Source organism: Pseudomonas sp. TMB3-21, assembly GCF_054898145.1.
The window spans coordinates 3,757,675-3,779,405 of record NZ_CM142718.1 but is presented as its reverse complement, the minus strand read 5'-3'; the positions used below and the strand labels follow the sequence as shown (position 1 = coordinate 3,779,405).

Here is a 21,731-nt window from a genome sequence, read left to right as displayed (position 1 = left end):
CCAGCATCCTATTTGACAGAAAATTTGTTATTGGTCTTATTGGTCGTGCTATCAACGAACCAGATTGAGGCGCCATCACTGAGCACTTTGTTGCACTCCTTGCCATATTTCTGATAGCTCACGCAGATAATGTCCTCGGTCATGACCCATGACCCTTTTTGCAGGGCTTCACTGGAAATCTTTATCTCAGCAGTCCCGTCAGGGTTGAGTGTTTCGGTAAAGGAATAACCTGTAGCCGTCACACTCGAATGCTCACGACCTATCACCGTCGAGTTGATTTCGCCTGCGCTCAATTGTTTGGCGTTCGGTGGCGCAACCGCGTGCGCGTCGGCCGCAGCTTGATGACCAGAAGAAGCGCAGCCCGTTATAAACAGCACCATTAACAAGCAAAGTATTAATTTATTCATCACCTGCCCCCTTGTCATGAGCAACATATTCCAACGCGTTGAATATTAGCCGCGCACAAAGGCGTGAATATATTCATTCACGATAATTTCAATAGCGCGGAATAAACCTCTTTATCGGCAAGCTTTAATGCTCGCCGATATCTTTGCGAGAGCATTGTTCTGCATTACCTCTCCCCCGTGCTGCTCAAGTAGTTCGCGTCTGTGGCACTTACGTTCGGTACAAACCGTTGAGGTGGTGCCCGGCGACCCGCTGTGCACTCGCGCCAGCGGCTGGTGCGTGGCGGCGCGATTCGATCTCGCTCAAAAGGGAAGGTTCAATTCCAGACGATACGGCCGACCAACGGTAGCACTTTCAGGCATGAAGGCTGCAATGGCTCCTCTTGACGATCATTTGACGTCAAACATCCGCCATACGGATTCCACCGTCAGCAAGACCAACCGACACCGCCTAAATACGGTTCGAGCGTGACTGTGGCCGCAACATTCTTCGCCCTATAGGAATATCGCCATGATCGACCTCGGAAACTGGAATTTAAGCATCCCTGTAGGCAGCCCACCGGCCACCATAGAAACGCCCCGACTGGCGCAAGGTTTCAAAGACGAATATTTCAGTTCCGACGCCGCGACCCTTTCCTTTTGGGCGCCTGTGACAGGTTCCAAAACGGCCAACGCGAGTTACCCGCGTAGCGAGTTGCGGGAAACCAATACTGACGGGACGCTGCGCAACTGGACGTACTCGGCGGCGGATAACATTCTGCGGGCGAAACTTTCGATCAATCAGGTCCCCAGCTCTGGCAAAATCGTGATTGGCCAGATCCATAACAAGGACAGCAACAGCCCCATGGTGAAGCTGGAATACCAGTACAAGGAGAAGTCGTTAACGGGGAACATCGTCGCCAAGGTGCGCCTGCATCCTGACGATGAAGAGGGCCAGGTCATCACGCTGGTGAAGGGTGTTGCGCTCAACCAGAACTTTACCTACCAGATTCACCTGAGCCCGGGGGGCGCACTGGGCATCAGCGCGGCGGGGTACAACTGGAGATCCAAAGTCGACCCGAGCTGGAAGACCAAACCGCTGTATTTCAAAGCGGGTGCGTATGTGCAGGACAACACCGGCTACCCCACCGAAGGCGGAAAAGTGACGTTCAGAATGCTGGAGATCCACCACAAGATTTAGTGGGTTCTACAGTAGCGTAACCTGGCCACGCCTCGTCAATGTGCGTGGCCAGTACGCATGCACAGGCCTCATGCAGGCTTGGGAAATGCGCCGCCCGGTTCAGAGTCGGCATCTTGCACTGCTTCGTCATGACCCAGTTCTCGCGACACTGAAAGGCGCTCGTCATCGATGCGCTGAACCAGATTGAGCGCGCGTTCTGCACTGCCCAGCAGGGCCAGAATGGCACCCCGTTCATCCCATCCGAGTTTCAGTTCTGGCTGCAAGCAACGCTCGCGCAGTTCCAGCAATTGTTTGCTGTGGGCTTGTGGCAGATAAACGCCTTGCGGACCGTTTTTCACCGCAGGCTCGACGATATCCAAGACAGCCGCGACGATGGCCTGGCCGTTGGCAGAGAACACCTGGCGCTGAACCCGGCGGGTAATTTGCGACAAGGTCTCGGTCAGGCTCGCGCTGAAATCCTGTTCCTCGATCAGGCTCGCCAGCAGGTTGGTCTGGCGTTCGCTCAGGTCGTTCTTGAACATTTGTGCGGTGTAGCCGCGGATCTCCTGACTCAAAGAATCGAGAGCGTGCTCATGCTCGGTGGAGTTTTTCACTGTCTCGTGATCGCCCCGGGCTGCGGCCAACAGCAGGCCAGTGCCTTGAGTATGCCGCGCCAGTTCTTTGCTCACGGCCGCCACACCGGTGCTGAGGTTGCTCTGCGCTGCACGGTCCAGATAGCGTGGCATCGCGTAGTCCTCGACATCGCTGCGACCGGCACCAATACGAGACAAGACGCGGTCGAAGACGCCTATGAACGGGAACATCAGCGCCGTGTTGAACAGGTTGAAACCGATGGAGTACACCCCTACGGCCACCGGCACCAGCGGGAAGCTCTCCTTGCCATCGACCATCACCGACTTGGTCACGTCCATGCCAACCAGGCTCATCAGCCACTGCAGCAAATCCATCGACATAAAGAACAGCGGAAACATCGCGGCCACGCCGATCACATTGAATGAGATGTGCGCGTAGGCCGCGCGTTTGGCGTTCTTGGATAAATTAAGTGAGGCCAGCCAGGACGTGACAGTGGTGCCCAGGTCGGCGCCCAGGGAAAAAGCCACGGCGGTCTGCCAGTCCAGGACCCCCGCCGCTCCCAGCCCCATCACGATGCCGATGGTGGCGGACGACGAGTGGATCATTGCGGTGATACCTGCGGCCGTCAGTACGCAGATCGCCAGACCGCCAAAGCTGTCGGCCTGCAGACTGGAAATGACCGACATCACTTCGGGTAGATCGCGCAACGGTTTGAGGCCACCGGTTAACAGGTTCAGCCCATAGAAGATCAGAGAAAAGCCAATCACGGCAAGCGCGATGTTTCGGGTCTTTTCGCTTTTGCTGAAGACATAAACCAGGGCGAACAGCCCGGCAAAAATCAACCCCAATGGCCCCAGCGGCATGGCGATCAAGCCATTGCCCAGCGTGGTTCCGATATTGGCCCCCATGATGACGCTGATCGCAGGTCGCAGCCCCACGACCCCGGCATTGACCAGGCCGACCACCATGACGGTCATCGCGGTGCTTGACTGCAGCACGCCAGTAATCATCGTGCCGGCCGCCAGCCCCTTCGCCGGGGTGCCCGCCAATTTCGCCAGCCAGGCGCGCATGCGATTGGCCGCCAGATTGTTTATCCCGTCGGACATGAATTCCAGTCCGAGCATGAATATGCCCAGACCGCCTATCACGGGCACCAGCAAATCTCTGAAAATGTTGATTTCCAAGACGGCTCTCCAATAAACGGACGATGGCCGGCGCGGATCTCTGTCTACCGGACAGCATGCTCGGCAGGTACGCGGGGGCGATGCTTGAACGCTAGACACACAATGTGACGCATTGGTGAAGGACGCGTCAGGGTTCGACTTGGGGCGATGGCCGGTCTGCGGCCCCTGCCATCAGGGCCGCAAACGCGCCTGGAGCCGGCTTGCTGGCGATTGCGGTCTGTCTGCACCAGAGATGCAGACGCCGCAGAAGGTCTTGAAGGGCTCACGAGCGCCTGTCGGTCACCTACAACTTATAAGAAATACCCACCTGAACCGTCCTCGGCTCACCCGGGTAGGCGTAGATGTTGCCAAACGCACCCTCTTGATAATCGCGATCAAACAGGTTCTTCACATCAAGATTGAGCCTGACGTTGTCGTTGACCTTGTAGAAACCGAGCAGGTCCATAACGGTGTAACTGCCCATCGAAAACGCGGTATTGGCGGTCTGGCCCGCACGTTCATCGACGTACTTGCCACCCACCCCCAGGCCCAGGCCTTTCAGATGACCGTCCTGAAACTCATAGACGTTGAGCAGGCTGAAGCTATTCTTCGGAATGTTCATCAACCGGGTGCCCGACTGCAGGACGCTGTCTTTGGTCACTTCGGCGTCGACATAGGCGTAGCCACCGATCATTCGCCACTCTGGGGTCAGATTGCCTGCTACGTTCAGATCAAAGCCACGGCTGCGCACTTCGCCCGCTGCCACGCTGAACGTCGAGTCCACGGTATCCGTTGTCAGGACGTTGCGTTTTTCAATCTGATAAAGGGCTGCGTCCACGCTCAATTGACGATCCAGTGCCTCCCACTTGATGCCCATTTCATAGGACTTGCCTTTCTCCGGCGCAAAGCCGCCACCCTGCCGACTGGCCCCGGTATTGGGTTTGAACGAGCGCGCGGTGTTGGCGTACACCGCCACGCTATCGGTGAGGTCATACAGCACGCCAATACGCGGCGTCATCGCATTGTCGCTGGCCTGCCAGCTTCTGCCGCCCGGCACGAAGGTTTCATAATCATGCTCGAAACGTTCGAAACGGGCGCCCGCCAGCACCTTCAAGCGCTCGGTCAATGCCACTTGATCCTGAACGAAGGCCGCGTACGTCTTGAGGTTTTCCTTGTCGTGGGTCGGCGTGCGGGTCAAGGCCGGCCGTGGCTGACCATAAACGGGATTGAATATATCGATCGGGTAAGCGTCGACTGCACCACTGGAGCGCTGGATGATGGACTTGTAGTCGTAATCCTCGTACTCGATACCGGTCAACAAAGTGTGGTCGAAACCGCCGGTGGAGAAACGCCCGGTGAGGTTCAGTTGGGTGTCCTTGTCCGTCCATTCCAGTTTACGGTAGTTGAAGTTGCGTCCCAGCGTGCGCCCGTCCGCCGCCATGCCGTTGGCTTCGATGGCGTTGCCTTGCAAACTGCCATCCAGCCACTGGAAACCGCCGCCCAACGTCCAGTTGTCACTCAGGAAATGCTCGAAGCGCAACTGCGCCATGTTGTTGTCGTTGTGCAGTTTGCCGGCGTCTTTTTCACCGAAGAACGTGTCCCGGGACGCGGTGCCAATCTGATTCGGATAGCGCGTCACGCCGCGATCCAGTGGGTGGTTGTTGCGCATGAAGTCGCCTTCGAAGATCACCTTGGTGTCATCGCTGGCCTGCCATGAAATCACCGGAGTCACACCGTAGCGTTCGGTTTCGACATGATCGCGAAAAGTGTCGCCGCCCTCTCCCACCACGTTCAAGCGATAGGCTAGACGCCCCTCCTCGTCGAGCGGCCCGGAGGCATCCAGCGTGCCGCGGCGCATGCCCTGATCGTCGAGCTGGCTGCCCAGCGTTACGGTGCGCTCGGCCAGAGGTTGCTTGGAGACAACGTTGAATGTGCCGCCGGGATCGCCGCGCCCATACAGAGTGGTCGCCGGGCCGCGCAACACTTCCAGGCGCTCGATGGTGTTCGCGTCCGGCATGTTCGGATATCCGCGATTGATCGGGAACCCGTTGCGATAGAACTCGCCGGTGGTAAATCCGCGCACGGTAAACGTGGTGAGCCCCTGGCCGCCGAAGTTGTTCGCCCGGCCCACTCCGCCGGCATAATCCAGCGCGTCTTGCAGGCGAGTGGCGCCGATATCTTCTACGGCGTCCTCGGTCACGACACTAATGGACTGCGGCGTTTCGTGGATCGAGGTGTCTGTTCGCGTCGCACTGGCGGAGCGCGTCGCCCGGTAGCCCTGCACGGGCCCTTGTGCCGTTTCATAATCGGACGTTCCAACGATGTCAGTAGCCTGCAACTCCAGACTGTTTGTCGTGATTGTTGCCTGCTCCGCCCAGGCTGGAGCGGAAAACGCCTGAAGCACACAAATGGAAACCAGAGTACGACGCATCGAGCAAACCTTGAGAAAAAAGCCATATGGGACGGCATACGTGCCAGTAATCGCGGCGCATGGTATCCCATATCATTAGCTTCTGATACGTATTCTCATTTACAAGTATCCCAAGGCGCTGAAATTGGTCGCGTACCTTTGAACGTTATGTAGAAAATGCCACAGCCAAGTTAATGTGAAAGCGCACCCCTCCCCTTTTCAGTTTAATGAGGTTCGTCCCGTGACTGATTCCCCCTATGTCCCTCCGAAAATCTGGTCGAACGACACGTCATCCGGTGGCCAGTTTGCCAACATCAATCGCCCGACTGCCGGGCCGACTCACGACAAGACGCTGCCGGTCGGCAAGCACCCCTTGCAGCTCTATTCGCTGGCGACGCCCAACGGCGTGAAGGTGACCATCCTGCTTGAAGAGCTGCTGGCGCTGGGGCATGCCGGTGCCGAATACGACGCCTGGCTGATCCGCATCGGCGAGGGTGATCAGTTCTCCAGTGGCTTTGTCGAGATCAATCCGAATTCGAAAATTCCGGCATTGCTCGATCACAGCGTGCAGCCACCGATTCGCGTGTTCGAGTCCGGCGCCATCCTGCTGTATCTGGCTGAGAAATTCGGCGAGTTACTACCGACCGATCTCGCCGGGCGCACGGAAACCCTCAACTGGCTGTTCTGGCAGATGGGCGCCGCGCCTTACCTGGGCGGCGGTTTTGGACATTTCTACGCCTATGCGCCGGAGAAATTCGAGTACCCGATCAACCGTTTCACCATGGAAGCCAAACGGCAACTGGACGTGCTGGATCGGCGTCTGAGTGAAAGTCCGTACCTCGCCGGCGACAGCTATTCCATCGCCGACATCGCCGTCTGGCCGTGGTACGGCGAACTGGTGCGCAACAATGTCTATTCGGCCGCCGAGTTTCTGTCAGCCAGCGAATACGTTCATTTGCAACGCTGGGCGCAAGAGATTGCCAAGCGGCCGGCGGTTGTCCGTGGGCAACGGGTCAACCGCACGTGGGGCGATGAAGCGAGCCAGGTTGCCGAACGGCATCAGGCCTTCTGATTGGGCTCGACGGCAGCCCGCATGGCCACGCGAGAAAACGCATAGAGCAGCGTGCCGACCACGATCAACCCGCCGCCCCGCAGCCAGGTTTCCAGGCTTTGCTGGCTGAGCAACAAAAGGCAGGAAATGATCGCCAGCACCGGCACCCAGGTCGGCACGCGAAAATGCGCTTCTTCAACAGTGTCGCGACGCAGCACCAGCACCGCGACATTTGTGCTCATGAAAACGAAGAGCAAAAGCAACACGACGGTCTCGGCCAGGGTCGCGAGCGTTCCAGTGAGCGTCAATGCGATGGCGACCACGGTGGTAACGATAATCGCGACCCACGGCGTCTGCCTGTTTGGCAGCACTTTCGCCAGCGGACTTGGTAACAGTCCCAGACACGCCATGCCATAGGTCAGCCGACTCGCCATGATCATGGTCAGCAGCGCGCCATTGGCGACGGCGACCAGGGCGATGAAAGCAAACAAACGCGGCGGGATATTCAGCCCCGATGCGCGAACGACTTCGAGCAAGGGAGCCGAGGTCTGCACCAGTTTATCCATCGGCAGAACGGCAGACGCGGCAATGCCGACCGCCATGTACACGACACCTGCCGTCAGCAGCGCGGCGAACAAGGCGCGCGGATAAACCCTGCGCACATCGACGATTTCCTCCGCCAGATTGGCTGAGGTTTCGAAGCCCACAAAAGAGTAAAAAGCCAACAGAGCGGCACCCAGCACCGCCAGCGTGGGGCTGACCCCGGGCTTGAATTCCAGGCTACGTCCGAGGTCGGCTTCGCCCGTCTGGAAATACCAGGCAGCGGCGACGATCACCAGAATCAGCCCGGACAATTCGACCACGGTCATGAGCAGATTCGCGCCGAGGGATTCTTTGATTCCCCGGGCATTCAGCAGCGCGATCACCACCAGAAACGCCAGCGCGGCCAGGTGAGGTGGCACGCTGAAAAACGCTGCAAGGTAGTCACCGGCGAAAGCCAGCGACAGGCCCGCAGCGCTGGTCACCGCAGCTGCCAGCATGCAAAAGCCGACCAGGAAGGAAATCATCGGGGACTTGAAGGCTTTCTCGGCGTAGACCGAGGCGGCACCGGCGTGCGGGTACTTCGTCACCAGTTCGGCATAGGAGCCCGCCGTGAGCATCGCGAAGAACAAGGCGATCAACAGCGGTATCCAGATGGCGCCGCCCACTTCCCCGGCAATGGTGCCCGCCAGTGCGTAAACACCGGCGCCGAGCACGTCGCCGAGAATGAACAAAAACAGCATCGACCCGGTGATGGCGCGACGCAGTGGGGCCTTGGAGGTTGCGGAAGTCACTTTCATGCTCAGGTTCTCGGCGCGGATCTATCGAGCAAACCAGTGTTGGTTGCTGCTTGAGTTTGTCTGCAGTGAGAAGTTATCCGAGCCATGAAAGTTCAGTTCAGTTCTGTTTCACGGCGATCAAATGGCGTAACTCGCGCGGAGCTCCTCAACAGCGCGCTCATCGATGACGGGGCATAGACATCAACTTAAATCCATCAGGTTGTTCTTGAGAGTTGGCCACAGGGAGCCGCTGGCCGCGCGTCATCCAGCCGGCCGCTGCCCGTGAGGCAGAAGCCTTGGGATTCGGTTTTTTTCGCTGCGAGCGATCGTCGCGTGCGGGAGCGCAGTACCAACGGCCGCTGGCGCTGGTACTGCCTGTGCGGTTACTGAGCCTTGCGAACCGCCTGGATAATGACCTTCGCCACATCCGCCGGGCGCGACTGCTGGGGCACGTGGCTGGCGTCGACTTCGGTCATCTCGGCGCCGATTTTCCTGGCAAATGCTCGTTGCAGATCAGGCTGGATCATGCGGTCTTCACGAGCGACGACGTACGATGATGGTTTGCCTTTCCAGGCAGCGACGCTGGTTTTGTCGTCAAACGCCGAGGCACGGATCGGGCCCTGCGTCGCCGCCATCACTGCGGTTTGCTCGGGGGGAAGGTCTTGAGCAAAACCGCTGGCCATGCCCTGAGGCGTCATGTAGAGAAAGCCGTTTTTGTCGGCAGCGATCTCTTTCACGCCGGACGGCGCAGGGTACTCCTTGCCCAAATCCTCGGTGGCCTGACCAGCATCGGGAGCAAACGCGGCAACGTAAACCAGGCTGCGCACTTTCTTGTCGGTGCCGGCCTGACTGATCACAGTCCCGCCCCAGGAATGTCCGACCAGCACGACGTCGTTATCCTGGTTGTTCAAAACACGCTGAGTGGCTGCCACATCATCGGCCAGCGATGTCAACGGGTTCTGTACCACCGTCACCTTGATACCTTCGGCCTGCAGCAGCGGAACGACTTTGCCCCAGTCGGAGCCGTCGGCGAACGCACCATGCACAATCACTACCGAGGGTTGCGGGGAAGCAGCTGAACTGGCGCCGGAAAAAACCGCGGCGGTCATGGCGAGAGCGAGGGCGAGGGCGAGAGCTTTGGGTTTGAACATGATGCGATCTCCTGTGTGGGTGTGATCAGTTTCGGCGAGACCTGCGGGTGTGGGTATCGGTCGTTTGTCCGAGCCAGGTGAAAAAATGTCTGCTGGAAACCCTCAGCGGATCTGCAATGGAAACTGGTGATTGTGTTTCACCGGTTCGATGGCAAGGTTCAGCGCTTAAATCAGGCCTAAGGTCAGCGCCTTGAGCGTCGCCGCCGCCCGGGTCGAACATTGCAGTTTGCGGAACACACTTTCCACATGAGTACGCACGGTGCTGGGGCTAATGTGCAGCTGACGGGCAACTTCCTTGTTGCTGCCTCCCTGACTGATGCAGCGAAGAATTTCGGTTTCCCGCTCGCTGAGCAAACTGCCGCTGCCTTTCGAGGCCGGCACCAACGCTTCACCACGCGCCGCCGCAATCACGGCCTGACACGCGCGCGAATCGAACCGGCCCTTATCGGCCTCATCGAGCAGCAGGCGCGTCGTCTCATCCTCACTGAACGCCGGTCGCCACGGTCGCTGGCTGCGCAGTGCCTCCCAAGCCAGCGCAGCGGCCAGCAAGCGATGCTCCGCATTCAGCGAACTGGCGCTCAGATTACGGAAGGAGCCGCTGCCATCCAGCCGTTCATAGGCGTGCGCCGCCAATTGACCCGACTCGGCAAGGGCGGGAATCTGGCTGCAGGCGCGCGAAGTCCAATAAGGCACAAGACGCGCTTGTTCCCGATCGCCCTCCAGGAGCGCGCCCGGCGTGTTCCAGATGCGATTGGGCACCGCGGCCTTACCAATGCCGTGGATCAGCGCCGCTTGCCCCAATTGGTCAGTCGACGCTTGCGATAAATCCGAAAGCTGCGCGGCTGCCCGCACCAGGCTGGCCGAACGCCGCGAATAGCCTGCAAGCCAGGGCAACTTGAGATCGATCACATCACCGACCAGCGTCAGCGGCACATCGGCCTGGTCTGAACGCGAGCTCGCAGGCACTTCCGGCGGCAGGCGCAACTGTTCCAGCCAGTCGCCGGCATGTCGCAAGAGTTCCCCGGCCAGCGCGGCGGGATAACGTTGATCACGCATGCTGGCGATCCACTCCAGGGCGGCCTCCAGTCCGTGAACACGCGAGAGGATTTCCAGATCGCCGGCCAGCAATACCTGATAAACCACTTCAGGCACTTCAGGGTGACTCAGCCCGGAAGGCCTGCCCCCACCGTCGAACTGCTCAAATACGTTGCGCAGGCCAGACTCGACGCCTGCCCCAAGACCTAACGTCCGCGCGATATCCCCGGAAACCTCGCAGTGCACCTGCGCCAACGGTGTAGACCTGCGCATCGCTCGCAGGCCCGCAGCGCCCAACGTGTGACTGAGCATCGCGTTACGCCCTTCGACGTCGTCCCCCAGCAGACGCGTGAAACCTTCCGCATTGGCGGTGCATCCCGACCAGCGCAGCAGCGCAACTTGTCGCCCGACCTCTATGTGCTCGCCGTCACCGTCGCATGTGCGTGCGAGCAATTGCACCAAGCGCGCGGTACGCCGCGACTGATCGAACGGCTGGCCCATGCTCAGGTCGCCGACCATGGACAACGCCAAAACCGCACTTTCCCGCTCGACGAAGTCGCTTTGCAACATACCGCTCTCCATACTGGTTGGGCTTGGCCTATTAACAGTGATCCTGCCCGTTATTTTGAAGGCTGATCTTCGCTCATAATCCGAGCTACTGCCCCTGAAGCTTCCAGCTGCTCGAATGAGCGCCGGGCCTTCTCGACGATTTCGTCCGATGTGTCTCGACTGAACGCCATGTAGATCCTGGCAGGCTGGTCATCAATCGAATAGACGTCCTCCAGCAAGCTGAAATCCACCTGCGCGGCCGCACTTTCCAGCCGTGCCGAGTTCTCCGACATCGGTAGCAGCAGGACTTGCTGATTGAGCAATTTCTGAAAGTTAGCGTGATTATCAGTTGAAACAACCAGCCGCGTGAATCCTTGATGCTCCAGGAAAGTCTGCTTGGTATCGTTCCGCACCACCCCGACCGTGTAGCGTTTGCCATCTTCAAGGCTGTTCAGCGTGATATCGGTGCGCCCGCGCAATTTGTAGAACTTGATCGCAACCCGGTCGATCTCGCCCACCCACTTGAACAAGTCTTCGCGAATCGCGGTTCTCGTGAGCGGATAAATCAACACGTTCGGCTCATGCAAGGCTTTTTCGTAGGCCCGTGCCCACGGGTAAAGCGAGAGGCGATAGTCAGTCAGTGCAGCGCCACGCAAGGTTTCTTCGACGATGCGCGTCCCCGGCCCGACGACCTTGCCGTCACGAGGGTAAGCGTACATCGAGTCCTCGGTCACCACTTCAATCCCCTCAGCACGGGATTGCACGCTGACCACAGCCAGCAACAGGCATGCGCAAAACGTCATACGAAAATGCATACAGACCTCGTGGCCACAGTGGTTTATAAGGCGACGCGATTGCGTCCTTGAGACTTGGCCCGGTATAACGCCTGATCGGCGCGTTGCAACAATTGGTCGAAATGATCCATGGTCTGCGGGTCCAGCTCGGCGACCCCGATACTCAGAGTGACAAAGGGCGATACCGTCGAGCCACTGTGTGGCAATTCGCGCGCAGCCAGGCTTGCGCACAGTCGTTGTGCAGCGTTGCAGGCCTGCTCGGCATTGATGTTCGGCAAGACCACTACGAATTCCTCGCCGCCGACTCGGGCAGCCAGTTCACCCGAGCGTCCGAAGACCCCCCTCAGGGTTTCCGCGACCTGTTTGAGGCACTCGTCACCCTGCATGTGGCCGTAGGTGTCGTTGTAAAACTTGAAGAAATCGACGTCACACATGAGCACCGCCAGCGGTGTTTTGTGACGCATGGCACGGCGGAATTCCACATCCTTGAGTTCGTCGAAATAACGACGGTTGGCCAGCCCGGTCAGCGCATCGTGACGCGACAAGGCTTCGAGAGACTGATTAGCGGCTTTCAATTGCGCGGTACGCGCTTCGACCAGTTCGGCCAGATGATCGCGGCTGGAGGCAATGGCCAGTTCATCCGAACGCTGGCGCTCCAAATGGGCGTGAAGATTGTCCTGAAGCTCATTCACCTGGAATTCGAGCAGGCCCAGCTCGTCCTGACGCCGCACCGAGCGATGCAGCCTGAGGTGATTGCCGAGGGACTGTGGCGCAAGCTCGCCCAGATGCCGTGCAATGTGGACGACATGCACGGTCACCAAACGATTGAACATGGTCATGATCAGCCCGGCCAGCAGCAACGACTGAATCACCTGAGTGATAACGATGCCGCGCGCTTCGCCCCAAAGACGCTCCCGAAGCAAATTGGCGTCACCTTCGATTGTTAGCTCGCCGACAATTTCGTGAGCTCCCGCGTAAGGCTGCGCAACGAGCTGGCGATGCAACACCGGCGCCTTGTCCGACGAAGCGTCGGCGTACTTCTTCAGTTCAATGACTTCAGCTGATTGACCGGGCCGCGGGATGTTCAGCACCACACGCCCGACGGGCGCGGCGCTGGCGACGCTGGCGAGCTGCTTGTTCAGCGATTCACGGTCCATTTCCCAGATGGCATGCGACAAAGTGTTCTGGAACACCTGATCGATCAGGACGAGTTCCGAATTCATGTCCGCCAGATTGCTTTCCCAAGCGATCCATGTGCGCAACGAGACCATCGCCAACGTAAAAAGCAGACAAAACAAAAGCGTCGCCATGACCAGGCGACGCCCTAGCGAACTGAACTTCATCGCCTTGGTTTCCTGGGCTGAAGTTTCTTCAGATGTGCGCTCGAGATTGTCCACCCGGTCATAACCACTTGCGCATAATGGCGTCATAAACGCCATTGCGCCGGATGGTTTCCAAGCCTGAACGGAATTTCTCAACGGTCTGAACTGGTGTATTGCGGCTGAACGCCATGCTCAAGCCCTCCTCACTGGTGAGGTCCGGAAGCGGCAGGGAACGGATCAGCACCTTGTCCGGGTCCTCGCCATTCTGGCGGGTCAGGTACAGCGCGTTAAGTTCGTTGGAAATCCACAGCTCGACGTGATCGACCTTGAGCTTGCGGTAATTGTGTTCGTACTTGGTGCTCGACTGCAGTTCCTCACCGATACGAAAACCTTTCGAAATCAGATATTGCTCGCCCACATCCTGATTGACCGTGGCGATCTGATGACCGCGAGCATCGCTCAACGTGTTGAGTTTTACCGGCCGCTCAGCCAGTGAAAAGATGTACCACTGAGTCGGCGCAATCGCCCCTACCCATTGAAAAAGCTGCTCGCGTGCAGGCGTGCGGGCGATCGAATATATCAGCACATTGCTTTCATTGAGTGCCAGCTCATACGCACGCGCCCAGGGCATAGGCTGGATCGACGCTTCAACGCCAATCTCCTTGAGCACGGCCTGAACCACCTCGGTGCTCATGCCAGTCACCTGGCCATTCTGCGTCATGTTATAGGGTGGCAACTCTTCCGTGACGATCCGCAGTGCAGGCTCGGCGTAGGCCGCCGGCGCTAACTCGCAGGCAGCCAGCAGCGTGAGGACGCTGGACATCAGTAGGCGGTAAAGGGGCGAAGCCATAGACGATTACCTGGATTGACTCAAAACAGCAGGCGAGGCTGGGAGCCGTCGACATAGTTGTTATCGGCCGTGGTGGCGCGGGCTTGAGTACCGTCGGCCGAGGGTGGGTGCACCTGGGGGCACGAAAGAATTGGAACGGCGGCTTTTCCCCTTGGCGGCAGTCACTTGAGCCGGCACCCAGGTAGTTGCTCGGCGCACTGTTCAGGATTTTTTTCTGGAGCGAAATGCTGCCACCTTCATGCGGTTGCCGCAGGTCGCCATGCTGCACCAGCGGCGGCGGTGGGATTTGGTCAGATCGTGGAACAACAGCTCGCAGTCCTGGGCCTCGCATTGGCGGACGAACTGAAACTTATCGCCGGTGACCAGCCCCACCAAAGACTCGGCCACAGGTGCGAGCAGGCTTGCCGGGCTCCTGTCCCGCGGGTGAACCGCCACTCGGTACGCCCGCACTTCTTCATCCCATGCCAGCACCCTGGCAGGGCGACCCTCTTCAAGCACCTGGTTGATCACGCCGAGATCTGCAGGAACGCCATTCATCGCAGCGCGCACTACCACCCGTAAACACTCGCGAAGCTTGAGTGCTGAATCCAGCAGTCCACATGCATTTGTCTGGACAGATCCTTCCGGCAAAAGCCCAGCCATTTCCAGCCAGCTCTCCACGCTTTGCTCATCGGTAAGGCAGTCCTGATGTCGGTCATCTACTCCGTATTCGGTGTTGATGAAATCCAGTGCGAGGTTGTCGCCAAGGAAGAGCGCGTGAAACGAAGTACGGTCAGGATTCATGGTGTTTGTAACCCCTTAAAAGTTATTTGACAGGTTACCAAAATACTCTGTAACCTTCAAATGCGCACTTCAGAGGTTACGCGAGAGTTTCATGCCTCGCCTCTACGACACCGGCCACTTCGTGCTGGTAACCCACAGCAGAAATCAGGAGAACACCATGCAGAACGTCAACCCTTCGGCAGACACCACGTTCGTCACAGCCGCCCGAGCAGTTGCGCTAGCGGGGGTGGTATTGCCCTTGCTGATGATCGGTGTGCTGAAATTCACCCAAATCGAGGTAGAAGCGCTCAAGCCCTTGATAAACGGCACACCTTGGCTCGCTTGGCTCTATCTGGTTTTTGGGGAAGTGGGCACGTCTTATCTGCTGGGTGTTGTAGAGATGATCACCGCTGCCTTGCTCGTCGCGTCAGTCTGGTCAGCGCGCGCCGCTGTCGTCGGCGGTCTTCTCGGCACCCTGACGTTTCTTACGACTGTCTCGACCATGATGGCACTCCCGATATGGGAACAGGCATCCGGCAGCTTTCCCTGGCTGAACGCCCTCGGCACATTCCTGATCAAGGACATCGCTCTCTTGGGTATTTCGCTAGTGGTCATGGCTGAAGGCGTTGCCCGTTTACGCGCGAAGCGTGCGCTTTAAAGCGCCGAGTGCTAAAGAATGTTTATCGGCAACAATGGCCCCTACAAAGGGCGAGCACAGTTCGTTACGTAATGCGCTTGATCTACCCTTATCCCAGCGATCACCCATGATCGCACCAGCCCAGGAACTCACGATGCGTAACCATGCGCGGCTCTATCTCGCGGCCACACTGACAGCTGCCCTGTTCACCGGTGCAACCTATCCGCTGTCTTCCGTTGCAGGGCAAGCGTCACAGACATCGACCGTAGCGGCGGGTTCGACATCTAAACCAGCAAGCGCAGGCATCTACGCCTTCAACCTGGGCAAGTTCCGCATTACCGCTCTGAGCGACGGGACGCTGCCACTGGATCTGCATCCGCTCCTCAGAGGCATCAGTCCAAAGCAGATCGACGCACTGCTGCAACGCGGGTTTGCTCGCAACCCGCTGGAGACGTCGATCAATGCTTACCTTATCGATACGGGCTCACACGTGGTGCTGGTCGATACCGGTGCTGGTGAGTTGTTTGGCAAAGTCGGAGGAAAACTACCCGAAAGCCTGGCTGCCGCGGGTTATCAGCCGGCACAGATCAGCGATGTGCTGATCACCCACATCCATACCGATCACTCCGGCGGCCTGACACGCAGCGGGCAAATGATGTTTCCCAATGCGACCATCCACGTCGGTCAGGCCGACGTCGATTTCTTTCTGGATCGCGCCAATCTGGAAAAGGGCTTGAAGCCGGCGCATCTGGAAGAAGCGTTGAAGACCGTTGGCCCCTACCAGCGTGCAGGCAAACTGAAGACATTCGCTGCCCAATCGGAAATCATTCCGGGCATCACGGCCATTCCTACGCCGGGACATACCCCGGGCCACAGCTTTTTTCGGGTTGAAAGCGAAGGCGAGAGTATCGATTTCTGGGGCGATATCATGCACGTCGGCCTCATTCAGTTCGCGCGCCCAGAGGTGACTATCACCTTCGACGTCGACCAGAACACTGCTCGCGTCCAGCGGCTGGACCAGTTCGAGACCGCCGCAAATGAACAGCGTTTGTCAGCGGTCGCGCACTTGCCATTTCCGGGCATAGGCCACATTCGGCGCGAAGCCGGCAAGTATGAGTGGGTGCCCGTGCAATACCGCAATCGCGACTAATGGTGCACGCTTGGGCCTCAATTGAACAGGACGCAACACAGCGCGAATGGCTCCCCGGCTACGGAGGGGCCCACAGCGATACAACTCGGTAGTTTGTTTCAATAAGCGAGCCGCTAATGGCTAAATGAAACTTCTAAAATTTCGCAGCCCAACGTTTGAATGCCCGTCTGCCGCGAAGAACGCCCCATGACAGGAAAAGTCCAGCGCCGCTGGATACGATGAACAGCGCGATGATCTGCAGTAAATACAAACTGAAGCGCCATGGCTGCTCGTCAAAGACGAAATGCTCGGTGATCCTGTGGTGACGCAGGCCTGTGATCGCATCAAATCGCCAAATGGTCAGCGCGTTGAATATCTCCTCCGCTAGCGCCCAAGAGGCGAGCAGGAACACCAGCGCACCGATGAAACAGTAAATGCGGATTCGATACCCTGGAATCATAACGGCTCACTTTCCATAATCTGCCGACAACGCTATTGAATTTTCAACGCGGAATTCAGGCTCAATTAAGTCTCAGCAGCCGGACGCGGTCGACGATAATCACCGTAAACGTCCGCAGGGGCGATCTGGCATGAGGATTAGCGTTAGGCCACCGCTTTGTCTACAGGATTAGGGTGACCAAATTGTTAGCTGGACTGCGGAGTAGTCAGCGGCCCATTCGACACCACCCACCGCGTTCTGCGACATTACCCTCTGCCACTCTTAGAGGGATCTCCTGCAATGGACAGCACTCCGACATTTACCACCCCCCGCTTGCTTCTCACCCCGCTACAACTCACCGACGCACCCGATATCCAGCAACTGTTCGCACACTGGGAAGTGGTCCGCTACCTCGACAGCCGTGTGCCATGGCCCTACCCGGCTGACGGCGCGTTGACTTACGTGCGTGACATCGCATTGCCGGGCATCGCGGCGGGACGCGAGTGGCACTGGATGATTCGTCTGCGCGAGGCATCGACGCAAAGCATCGGCAGCATCAGTTTGTACGATCAGCCCGGCAACAACCGAGGCTTTTGGCTGGCGCCGCAATGGCAGGGAAAAGGCTACATCCGTGAAGCCTGTGAAGTGATCAATGCCTACTGGTTTGAAGAGCTGGCGCGCCCGGTCATGCAAGTGCCGAAGGCGGTGGAAAACCAAACATCGCGCAAGGTCTCTCTGCACGAAGGCATGCGAATGATCGAGACGCGGGAGGGCCAGTTTGTCTCGGGGCCGATGCTCAAGGAGATCTGGGAGATGACGCGCGCGGAGTGGTTCGGCAGAGGCTGCCGCTGACGCCGTGAAGCTAGATACCAAGGGAACACGTTTCACGTCTGGCCTTCCTGCTGGAATGAAAAGCTGCGCCTACTGGCGGTTGCGAGAGTCATGAGCTTCTAGCTCACTTGGAAAAAATGGCACAACAGGGTTGTGCCATGGGTTGTTGTCATTTGGCGAAGAGTTGGCTCATATCCTTGAAAGCCTTGAATTCGAGGGCGTTACCGCACGGATCGAACAGGAACATGGTGGCTTGTTCACCCACCTGCCCCTGGAAGCGGATGTAAGGTTCAATCACAAATCTGGTATCTAAAGACTTCAACCGCTCTGCGAGTGCTTCCCACTCTTCCCAACCGAGGATGATCCCGAAATGCGGAACAGGCACGTCGTGTCCATCCACGGCGTTACTGTGAACGCTTTCTTGCGAGGCGGTTTTGGGATGCTCATGGATCACCAGTTGGTGACCGTAGAAGTTAAAGTCGACCCATTGATTGCTGGACCGGCCCTCCTCCAGACCGAAAACCTCACCGTAAAAGGTGCGGGCTGCGGCCAGGTCGTAAACGGGGATTGCGAGGTGGAAAGGCGAGAGGCTCATCGGAACTCCAATAATCGTTTTTGTTGGGGTACAGCACAGCAGCGCCTGACTGATGATCGCGTGAAACGCGATGTTTCGAGCTTAGGCGTCCCGCCGACATCGATCCAGCGTGTTTGGCTTTGCCGGAGGATGGGTTCATCGTGGCCGGAAAATCAACCAACGTGACATCGGGCTCGTGCACAGGCCGCGCCGTGGCTTCTCCGAACAAGTACAAGTACTGGCGCAACTTATCCGCGAGCAGATGAAAACTGGCAGTGAAAGTTTTTTTCGGCAAATGCGCGTGGTGATTTGATGCCAGTCGCGATCATTCGTGACTGCACGTGACGGAGTGCCCACTGTGCTCCCGCAAGACTCTAATCTTCGAGAAAAGTTTAGAATTTATTAACTACCAATTTTATTTTTTAAAACAATCAGTTGGTTTCGTACAGCTCGGCTAAATCTGGATAAAAGGCATTTTTTTGACAAGCCCCGTTTGACAGTTCATTAAGACTGGTCAATAACTAAAACAGTCAATCCAGCAATCACATGCGTGGGAATTGCCGATTCAACGCTCTTCCCCAGAGCGACCTCCGTAAACCGTTATCTACAAGATCCCCAGCAAGGACCATGCGGTAGCTTTGTCCGGGTACTCCCCCTTTAGCCAAACTCTCTCCGACTACCCCTGACATCTCCGACAGGCCACCCTGCTTCAGCCATCTGACAGGTCGTTTCCACGCGATCTAGCCATGGCGTAATAAAAGGAGTAACCCATGTCAGACCAAGCCGCCCCTTTATCGCCTACCGTCTGCGTCGTGATCCCGATGTACAACGGCGCCGCCAGCATTGAGCAGACACTGGCGTCCCTGGCCGATCAAACCCGACTGCCGGATCACGTCATTGTCATCGACGACGGTTCCACCGATGACGGGCCGCAGCGTGTAAGAGACTTTGTGGCGCCGTTTCGCCTGACGCTGTTGCAGCAAGCCAACGAAGGCCAGTCCAGCGCCCGCAACCACGGGCTGCGGCATGCTGAAGAGACTTTTGTGGCAATGCTGGATGCCGATGACCAGTGGCTCCCGCAAAAGCTGGAGCTGCAACTGGCCCTGTATGACGAACTCACTCGTCAAGGACGGCCGGTGGGATTGATCGATTGCTACGCGCAGGTCAACTACAGCGACGGTCGGCGGCAGTTGGACAACATTCGCAAGAACGGCCGGCATTTCTTCGATTTCATCTACGCCAACGTTGTTAATGGCGTATCCACCGCGCTGGTCAAGCGCGACGTGATCATGCAACTCGGCGGCTTCGATGCCAGCCTGCGTTACTCTGAAGATCGTTACATGTGGACGCGCATCGCCGAACACTGGGAGATCCACACGGTGCCGCAAGTGCTATTGGAGCGCACGGTGAATAGCGGCAACATGACCGCGCAACCGAAGAAGTATTATCAAAACAAAATCAGGTTCATCGAGGTTTATCTGGCCCGCTACGGCGAGCAGCTGAGCAAGCAACAACGGATCGATTTCGTGCTGGGTAATCACACTGACTTTCTCAATGCGTTTTCCCGCAGAGCCGAACATGTCGAGGTCATCGGCGTGTATCGGAAAATGCTGGAATATTCCTGGCAAACGCTGTTCTTCGACAGCTGCAAACCGACCTTGCGCTACCTGTATGCCTGCGCCCGAACATTGCGCAAGGCAACAGCGTCGACTGCTGCTCAATGAACCAGAACTCATCCGCTTGACTCCCCGCAACCTTCACCCGCTTGCCCCTTAGCAAAGCGCCTGCGTGCATTCCCCGCACGTGGCGAACAAGAGGTCCGTCGCCATGCGCGACCTGCTCTTTGCGCACTTTTATCTTGTGTTAACCCCTTCTATGGCGTCGTAGCTTTCCTCTTTCCCCATCCCTCCCTGATTGAACAGCTCTGGGTGACAGGTGCACGGTACATCTGCACCCAAAGCTGCTGTGAGCTAAATAAAACCAAAGCTACGAACTTTTACTGCCGGTGTTACCGAAGCCAATAGCACTGTCAGGTGCATCATCTTCGCCCATAGCGAAAGCTGGACCCTCAAGGTGATACACCGTCGGTTCTTCCGAAAAATAATCCTGCAAGCCCTCCATGAACAGCCGATGGTCTTCACTTTCTTCGAAGCCCGGCGTGTGATCTTCAAGTGATTGCCAGCGCACGATCAGGTTGAACCGGTGTGGAGTTTCGATACCTTGCGCGAGCACATGACCGCGATAACCCTTTGCACGGCTGAGCAATGGAGCAACTTTGGCAAATGCACTTCTGAAATGTGTGAAGTGTTCTTCGCGCACAGGGAGCACAGCGATTTCATAAATCATGGCATGCCTCTTAATGACTTTTGCGGTTAGAAAATATGCACGTGCAACAGGTGCCTATGGCGCAACTGAAATGGCGATTTTTCCCTGGAGCCCGTTATCGCGACTTTCCAGGCGAGCATGGGCGAGCGGAATGTCGGCAAGCGAATAAACGGCGCCAACATGCGGCCGCAGCTGGCCACGCTCTATCAAGGCGCTCAACTCATCCAGCTTGCCGCGGTTTTGTCTGGTGAAGACGAAGTGATAACTGGCGTTTTTGCCCCAGGCCTGAACGACGTTTTGCGGCTGTGCGATGTCCACAATCGAGACAACCCGGCCAAGTTGTGCGAGTGCATCGGGGCTGCGCGACAAGGTGTTGCCACCGATGGTATCGAACACGACATCGACTCCGCGGCCAGCCGTTTCCCGCATGATGACGTCGACATAATCTTCTTTTTCATAGTCGATCATCACGTCGGCACCCAGGCTTTTTGCGAACTCGAAGTTTGCTTCACGCACGGTCGTGAACACCCTTGCGCCAATGGCTTTTGCCATTTGAATCGCGACATGACCGACGCCTCCCGCGCCGCCATGTATCAGGATGCTTTCTCCCACTCTGAGGGCCGCGCGGACCACCAGTGCTTCCCACGCCGTACCGCCGACCAAGGTCAGGCTTGCCGCCTCAAGATGGCTGAGCGAGGCAGGCTTTCTTGCGACAATGCTTTCGTGAGCAACGTGGTACTCGGCATAACTTCCTGGCCCGTCGAATATTTGCGGTGTGTACCAGACTTCGTCTCCAGGCGCGAAGGACGTCACACCCGGCCCGACGGCTTCAACAACTCCGGAAACGTCGTGGCCTGTAATGGTCGGCAATAGCACCAGGTCTGGATAATCGCCACGTCGCACCTGGAAATCCAACGGGTTGATGGAGGTTGCATGTACCCGGACCAGGACCTGCCCCGCTTGCGGAACGGGCGTGGGCACCTCGCTGAGTTCGAACGATTCCGGCCCGCCAAATGACTTGAGCAATAATGCTTTCATTTTTCAATCCTCATTTCGGTAAAAAGGGATATCGAGATTTCTCGATATCATTGGTTAAAAAATTTTTACGATCCTCCCCCGCGGCGAGAACGCTTAGCGGTGAGGGGTGAACCTGATGCGACTTGCCTTGCGTGTTACTCCATACCGATAGTAATACCTCATTTCGATAAAAAGGGATATCGGGATTTATCGATA

The 21,731-nt window shown here is 57.6% G+C and carries 20 protein-coding genes; 6 read left to right on the top strand and 14 right to left on the bottom strand.

Annotated features, from left to right (window positions below; all coding sequences use genetic code 11):
* Window positions 1–8 precede the first annotated feature (8 nt).
* On the bottom strand, window positions 9–407 hold the full coding sequence (locus tag ACYZTS_RS17325; RefSeq protein ID WP_152635565.1) for a hypothetical protein: 399 nt from the start codon (window positions 405–407) through the stop codon (window positions 9–11).
* 508 nt (window positions 408–915) lie between these two features.
* Between ACYZTS_RS17325 and ACYZTS_RS17320 the strand changes: the two genes are divergently transcribed.
* Window positions 916–1,584: a polysaccharide lyase family 7 protein gene (locus tag ACYZTS_RS17320; protein ID WP_028623194.1), complete on the top strand. Its 669-nt coding sequence runs from the start codon at window positions 916–918 to the stop codon at window positions 1,582–1,584.
* 68 nt (window positions 1,585–1,652) lie between these two features.
* Here the strand turns inward: ACYZTS_RS17320 and ACYZTS_RS17315 are convergent, their stop codons facing one another.
* Window positions 1,653–3,341 carry a Na/Pi cotransporter family protein gene (locus ACYZTS_RS17315; protein WP_461990758.1) on the bottom strand — a complete coding sequence of 563 codons (1,689 nt, stop codon included), beginning with the start codon at window positions 3,339–3,341 and terminating at the stop codon, window positions 1,653–1,655.
* A 283-nt stretch (window positions 3,342–3,624) separates the two neighbouring features.
* Entirely contained in the window at window positions 3,625–5,751 is a 2,127-nt protein-coding gene (locus ACYZTS_RS17310) for a TonB-dependent siderophore receptor (protein ID WP_461990757.1), read from the bottom strand.
* 220 nt (window positions 5,752–5,971) lie between these two features.
* Here ACYZTS_RS17310 and yghU point away from each other — a divergent pair, with 220 nt between their 5' ends.
* Window positions 5,972–6,802, top strand: a complete 831-nt coding sequence (gene yghU / locus ACYZTS_RS17305; protein WP_461990755.1) for a glutathione-dependent disulfide-bond oxidoreductase — start codon at window positions 5,972–5,974, stop codon at window positions 6,800–6,802.
* On the opposite strand, the gene ACYZTS_RS17300 is transcribed toward yghU, so the two are convergent.
* From ACYZTS_RS17300 to ACYZTS_RS17270, 7 genes are all read right to left on the bottom strand, one after another.
* Window positions 6,790–8,121 (bottom strand): APC family permease, encoded by a 1,332-nt coding sequence (locus tag ACYZTS_RS17300; RefSeq protein WP_461990753.1) that lies wholly within the window; start codon window positions 8,119–8,121, stop codon window positions 6,790–6,792. The two genes, yghU and ACYZTS_RS17300, sit on opposite strands and share 13 nt — an antisense overlap.
* A gap of 362 nt (window positions 8,122–8,483) precedes the next feature.
* Complete coding sequence (locus ACYZTS_RS17295) at window positions 8,484–9,251, bottom strand: alpha/beta hydrolase (protein WP_461990751.1); 768 nt, start codon at window positions 9,249–9,251, stop codon at window positions 8,484–8,486.
* Between the two features lie 165 nt (window positions 9,252–9,416).
* Window positions 9,417–10,856: an HD domain-containing phosphohydrolase gene (locus tag ACYZTS_RS17290; protein ID WP_461990749.1), complete on the bottom strand. Its 1,440-nt coding sequence runs from the start codon at window positions 10,854–10,856 to the stop codon at window positions 9,417–9,419.
* Between the two features lie 50 nt (window positions 10,857–10,906).
* A complete protein-coding gene (locus ACYZTS_RS17285) occupies window positions 10,907–11,650 on the bottom strand; it encodes a substrate-binding periplasmic protein (RefSeq protein ID WP_461990747.1) in 744 nt (247 codons plus the stop codon).
* Window positions 11,651–11,673: 23 nt separating this feature from the next.
* A complete protein-coding gene (locus tag ACYZTS_RS17280; RefSeq protein WP_050483141.1) occupies window positions 11,674–12,972 on the bottom strand; it encodes a diguanylate cyclase in 1,299 nt (432 codons plus the stop codon).
* Window positions 12,973–13,030: 58 nt separating this feature from the next.
* Window positions 13,031–13,801 carry a substrate-binding periplasmic protein gene (locus ACYZTS_RS17275; RefSeq protein WP_461990746.1) on the bottom strand — a complete coding sequence of 257 codons (771 nt, stop codon included), beginning with the start codon at window positions 13,799–13,801 and terminating at the stop codon, window positions 13,031–13,033.
* Window positions 13,802–14,002: 201 nt separating this feature from the next.
* Window positions 14,003–14,584 (bottom strand): CGNR zinc finger domain-containing protein, encoded by a 582-nt coding sequence (locus ACYZTS_RS17270; RefSeq protein ID WP_461990744.1) that lies wholly within the window; start codon window positions 14,582–14,584, stop codon window positions 14,003–14,005.
* Window positions 14,585–14,741: 157 nt separating this feature from the next.
* Here ACYZTS_RS17270 and ACYZTS_RS17265 point away from each other — a divergent pair, with 157 nt between their 5' ends.
* Both ACYZTS_RS17265 and ACYZTS_RS17260 read left to right on the top strand, forming a co-directional pair.
* The gene (locus tag ACYZTS_RS17265) at window positions 14,742–15,221 is read left to right on the top strand and encodes a DUF417 family protein (protein ID WP_461990742.1); all 480 of its coding nucleotides are present in this window, start codon (window positions 14,742–14,744) and stop codon (window positions 15,219–15,221) included.
* On the top strand, window positions 15,211–16,350 hold the full coding sequence (locus tag ACYZTS_RS17260; RefSeq protein WP_461990740.1) for an MBL fold metallo-hydrolase: 1,140 nt from the start codon (window positions 15,211–15,213) through the stop codon (window positions 16,348–16,350). The genes ACYZTS_RS17265 and ACYZTS_RS17260 overlap by 11 nt, the downstream gene beginning before the upstream one ends.
* Before the next feature lie 133 nt (window positions 16,351–16,483).
* On the opposite strand, the gene ACYZTS_RS17255 is transcribed toward ACYZTS_RS17260, so the two are convergent.
* Window positions 16,484–16,789 carry a hypothetical protein gene (locus ACYZTS_RS17255; protein WP_461990738.1) on the bottom strand — a complete coding sequence of 102 codons (306 nt, stop codon included), beginning with the start codon at window positions 16,787–16,789 and terminating at the stop codon, window positions 16,484–16,486.
* A gap of 279 nt (window positions 16,790–17,068) precedes the next feature.
* Here ACYZTS_RS17255 and ACYZTS_RS17250 point away from each other — a divergent pair, with 279 nt between their 5' ends.
* The gene (locus ACYZTS_RS17250) at window positions 17,069–17,620 is read left to right on the top strand and encodes a GNAT family N-acetyltransferase (protein WP_461990736.1); all 552 of its coding nucleotides are present in this window, start codon (window positions 17,069–17,071) and stop codon (window positions 17,618–17,620) included.
* A 148-nt stretch (window positions 17,621–17,768) separates the two neighbouring features.
* On the opposite strand, the gene ACYZTS_RS17245 is transcribed toward ACYZTS_RS17250, so the two are convergent.
* Entirely contained in the window at window positions 17,769–18,194 is a 426-nt protein-coding gene (locus ACYZTS_RS17245; protein ID WP_461990734.1) for a VOC family protein, read from the bottom strand.
* Between the two features lie 749 nt (window positions 18,195–18,943).
* Here ACYZTS_RS17245 and ACYZTS_RS17240 point away from each other — a divergent pair.
* Window positions 18,944–19,897, top strand: coding sequence for a glycosyltransferase family 2 protein (locus ACYZTS_RS17240; protein WP_461990732.1), 954 nt, complete (start codon window positions 18,944–18,946; stop codon window positions 19,895–19,897).
* A gap of 262 nt (window positions 19,898–20,159) precedes the next feature.
* Here the strand turns inward: ACYZTS_RS17240 and ACYZTS_RS17235 are convergent, their stop codons facing one another.
* Together ACYZTS_RS17235 and ACYZTS_RS17230 are read right to left on the bottom strand one after the other, a co-directional pair.
* A complete protein-coding gene (locus ACYZTS_RS17235; protein ID WP_461990730.1) occupies window positions 20,160–20,519 on the bottom strand; it encodes an antibiotic biosynthesis monooxygenase family protein in 360 nt (119 codons plus the stop codon).
* 54 nt (window positions 20,520–20,573) lie between these two features.
* The gene (locus ACYZTS_RS17230) at window positions 20,574–21,536 is read right to left on the bottom strand and encodes a zinc-dependent alcohol dehydrogenase family protein (protein ID WP_461990728.1); all 963 of its coding nucleotides are present in this window, start codon (window positions 21,534–21,536) and stop codon (window positions 20,574–20,576) included.
* Window positions 21,537–21,731: the final 195 nt, after the last annotated feature.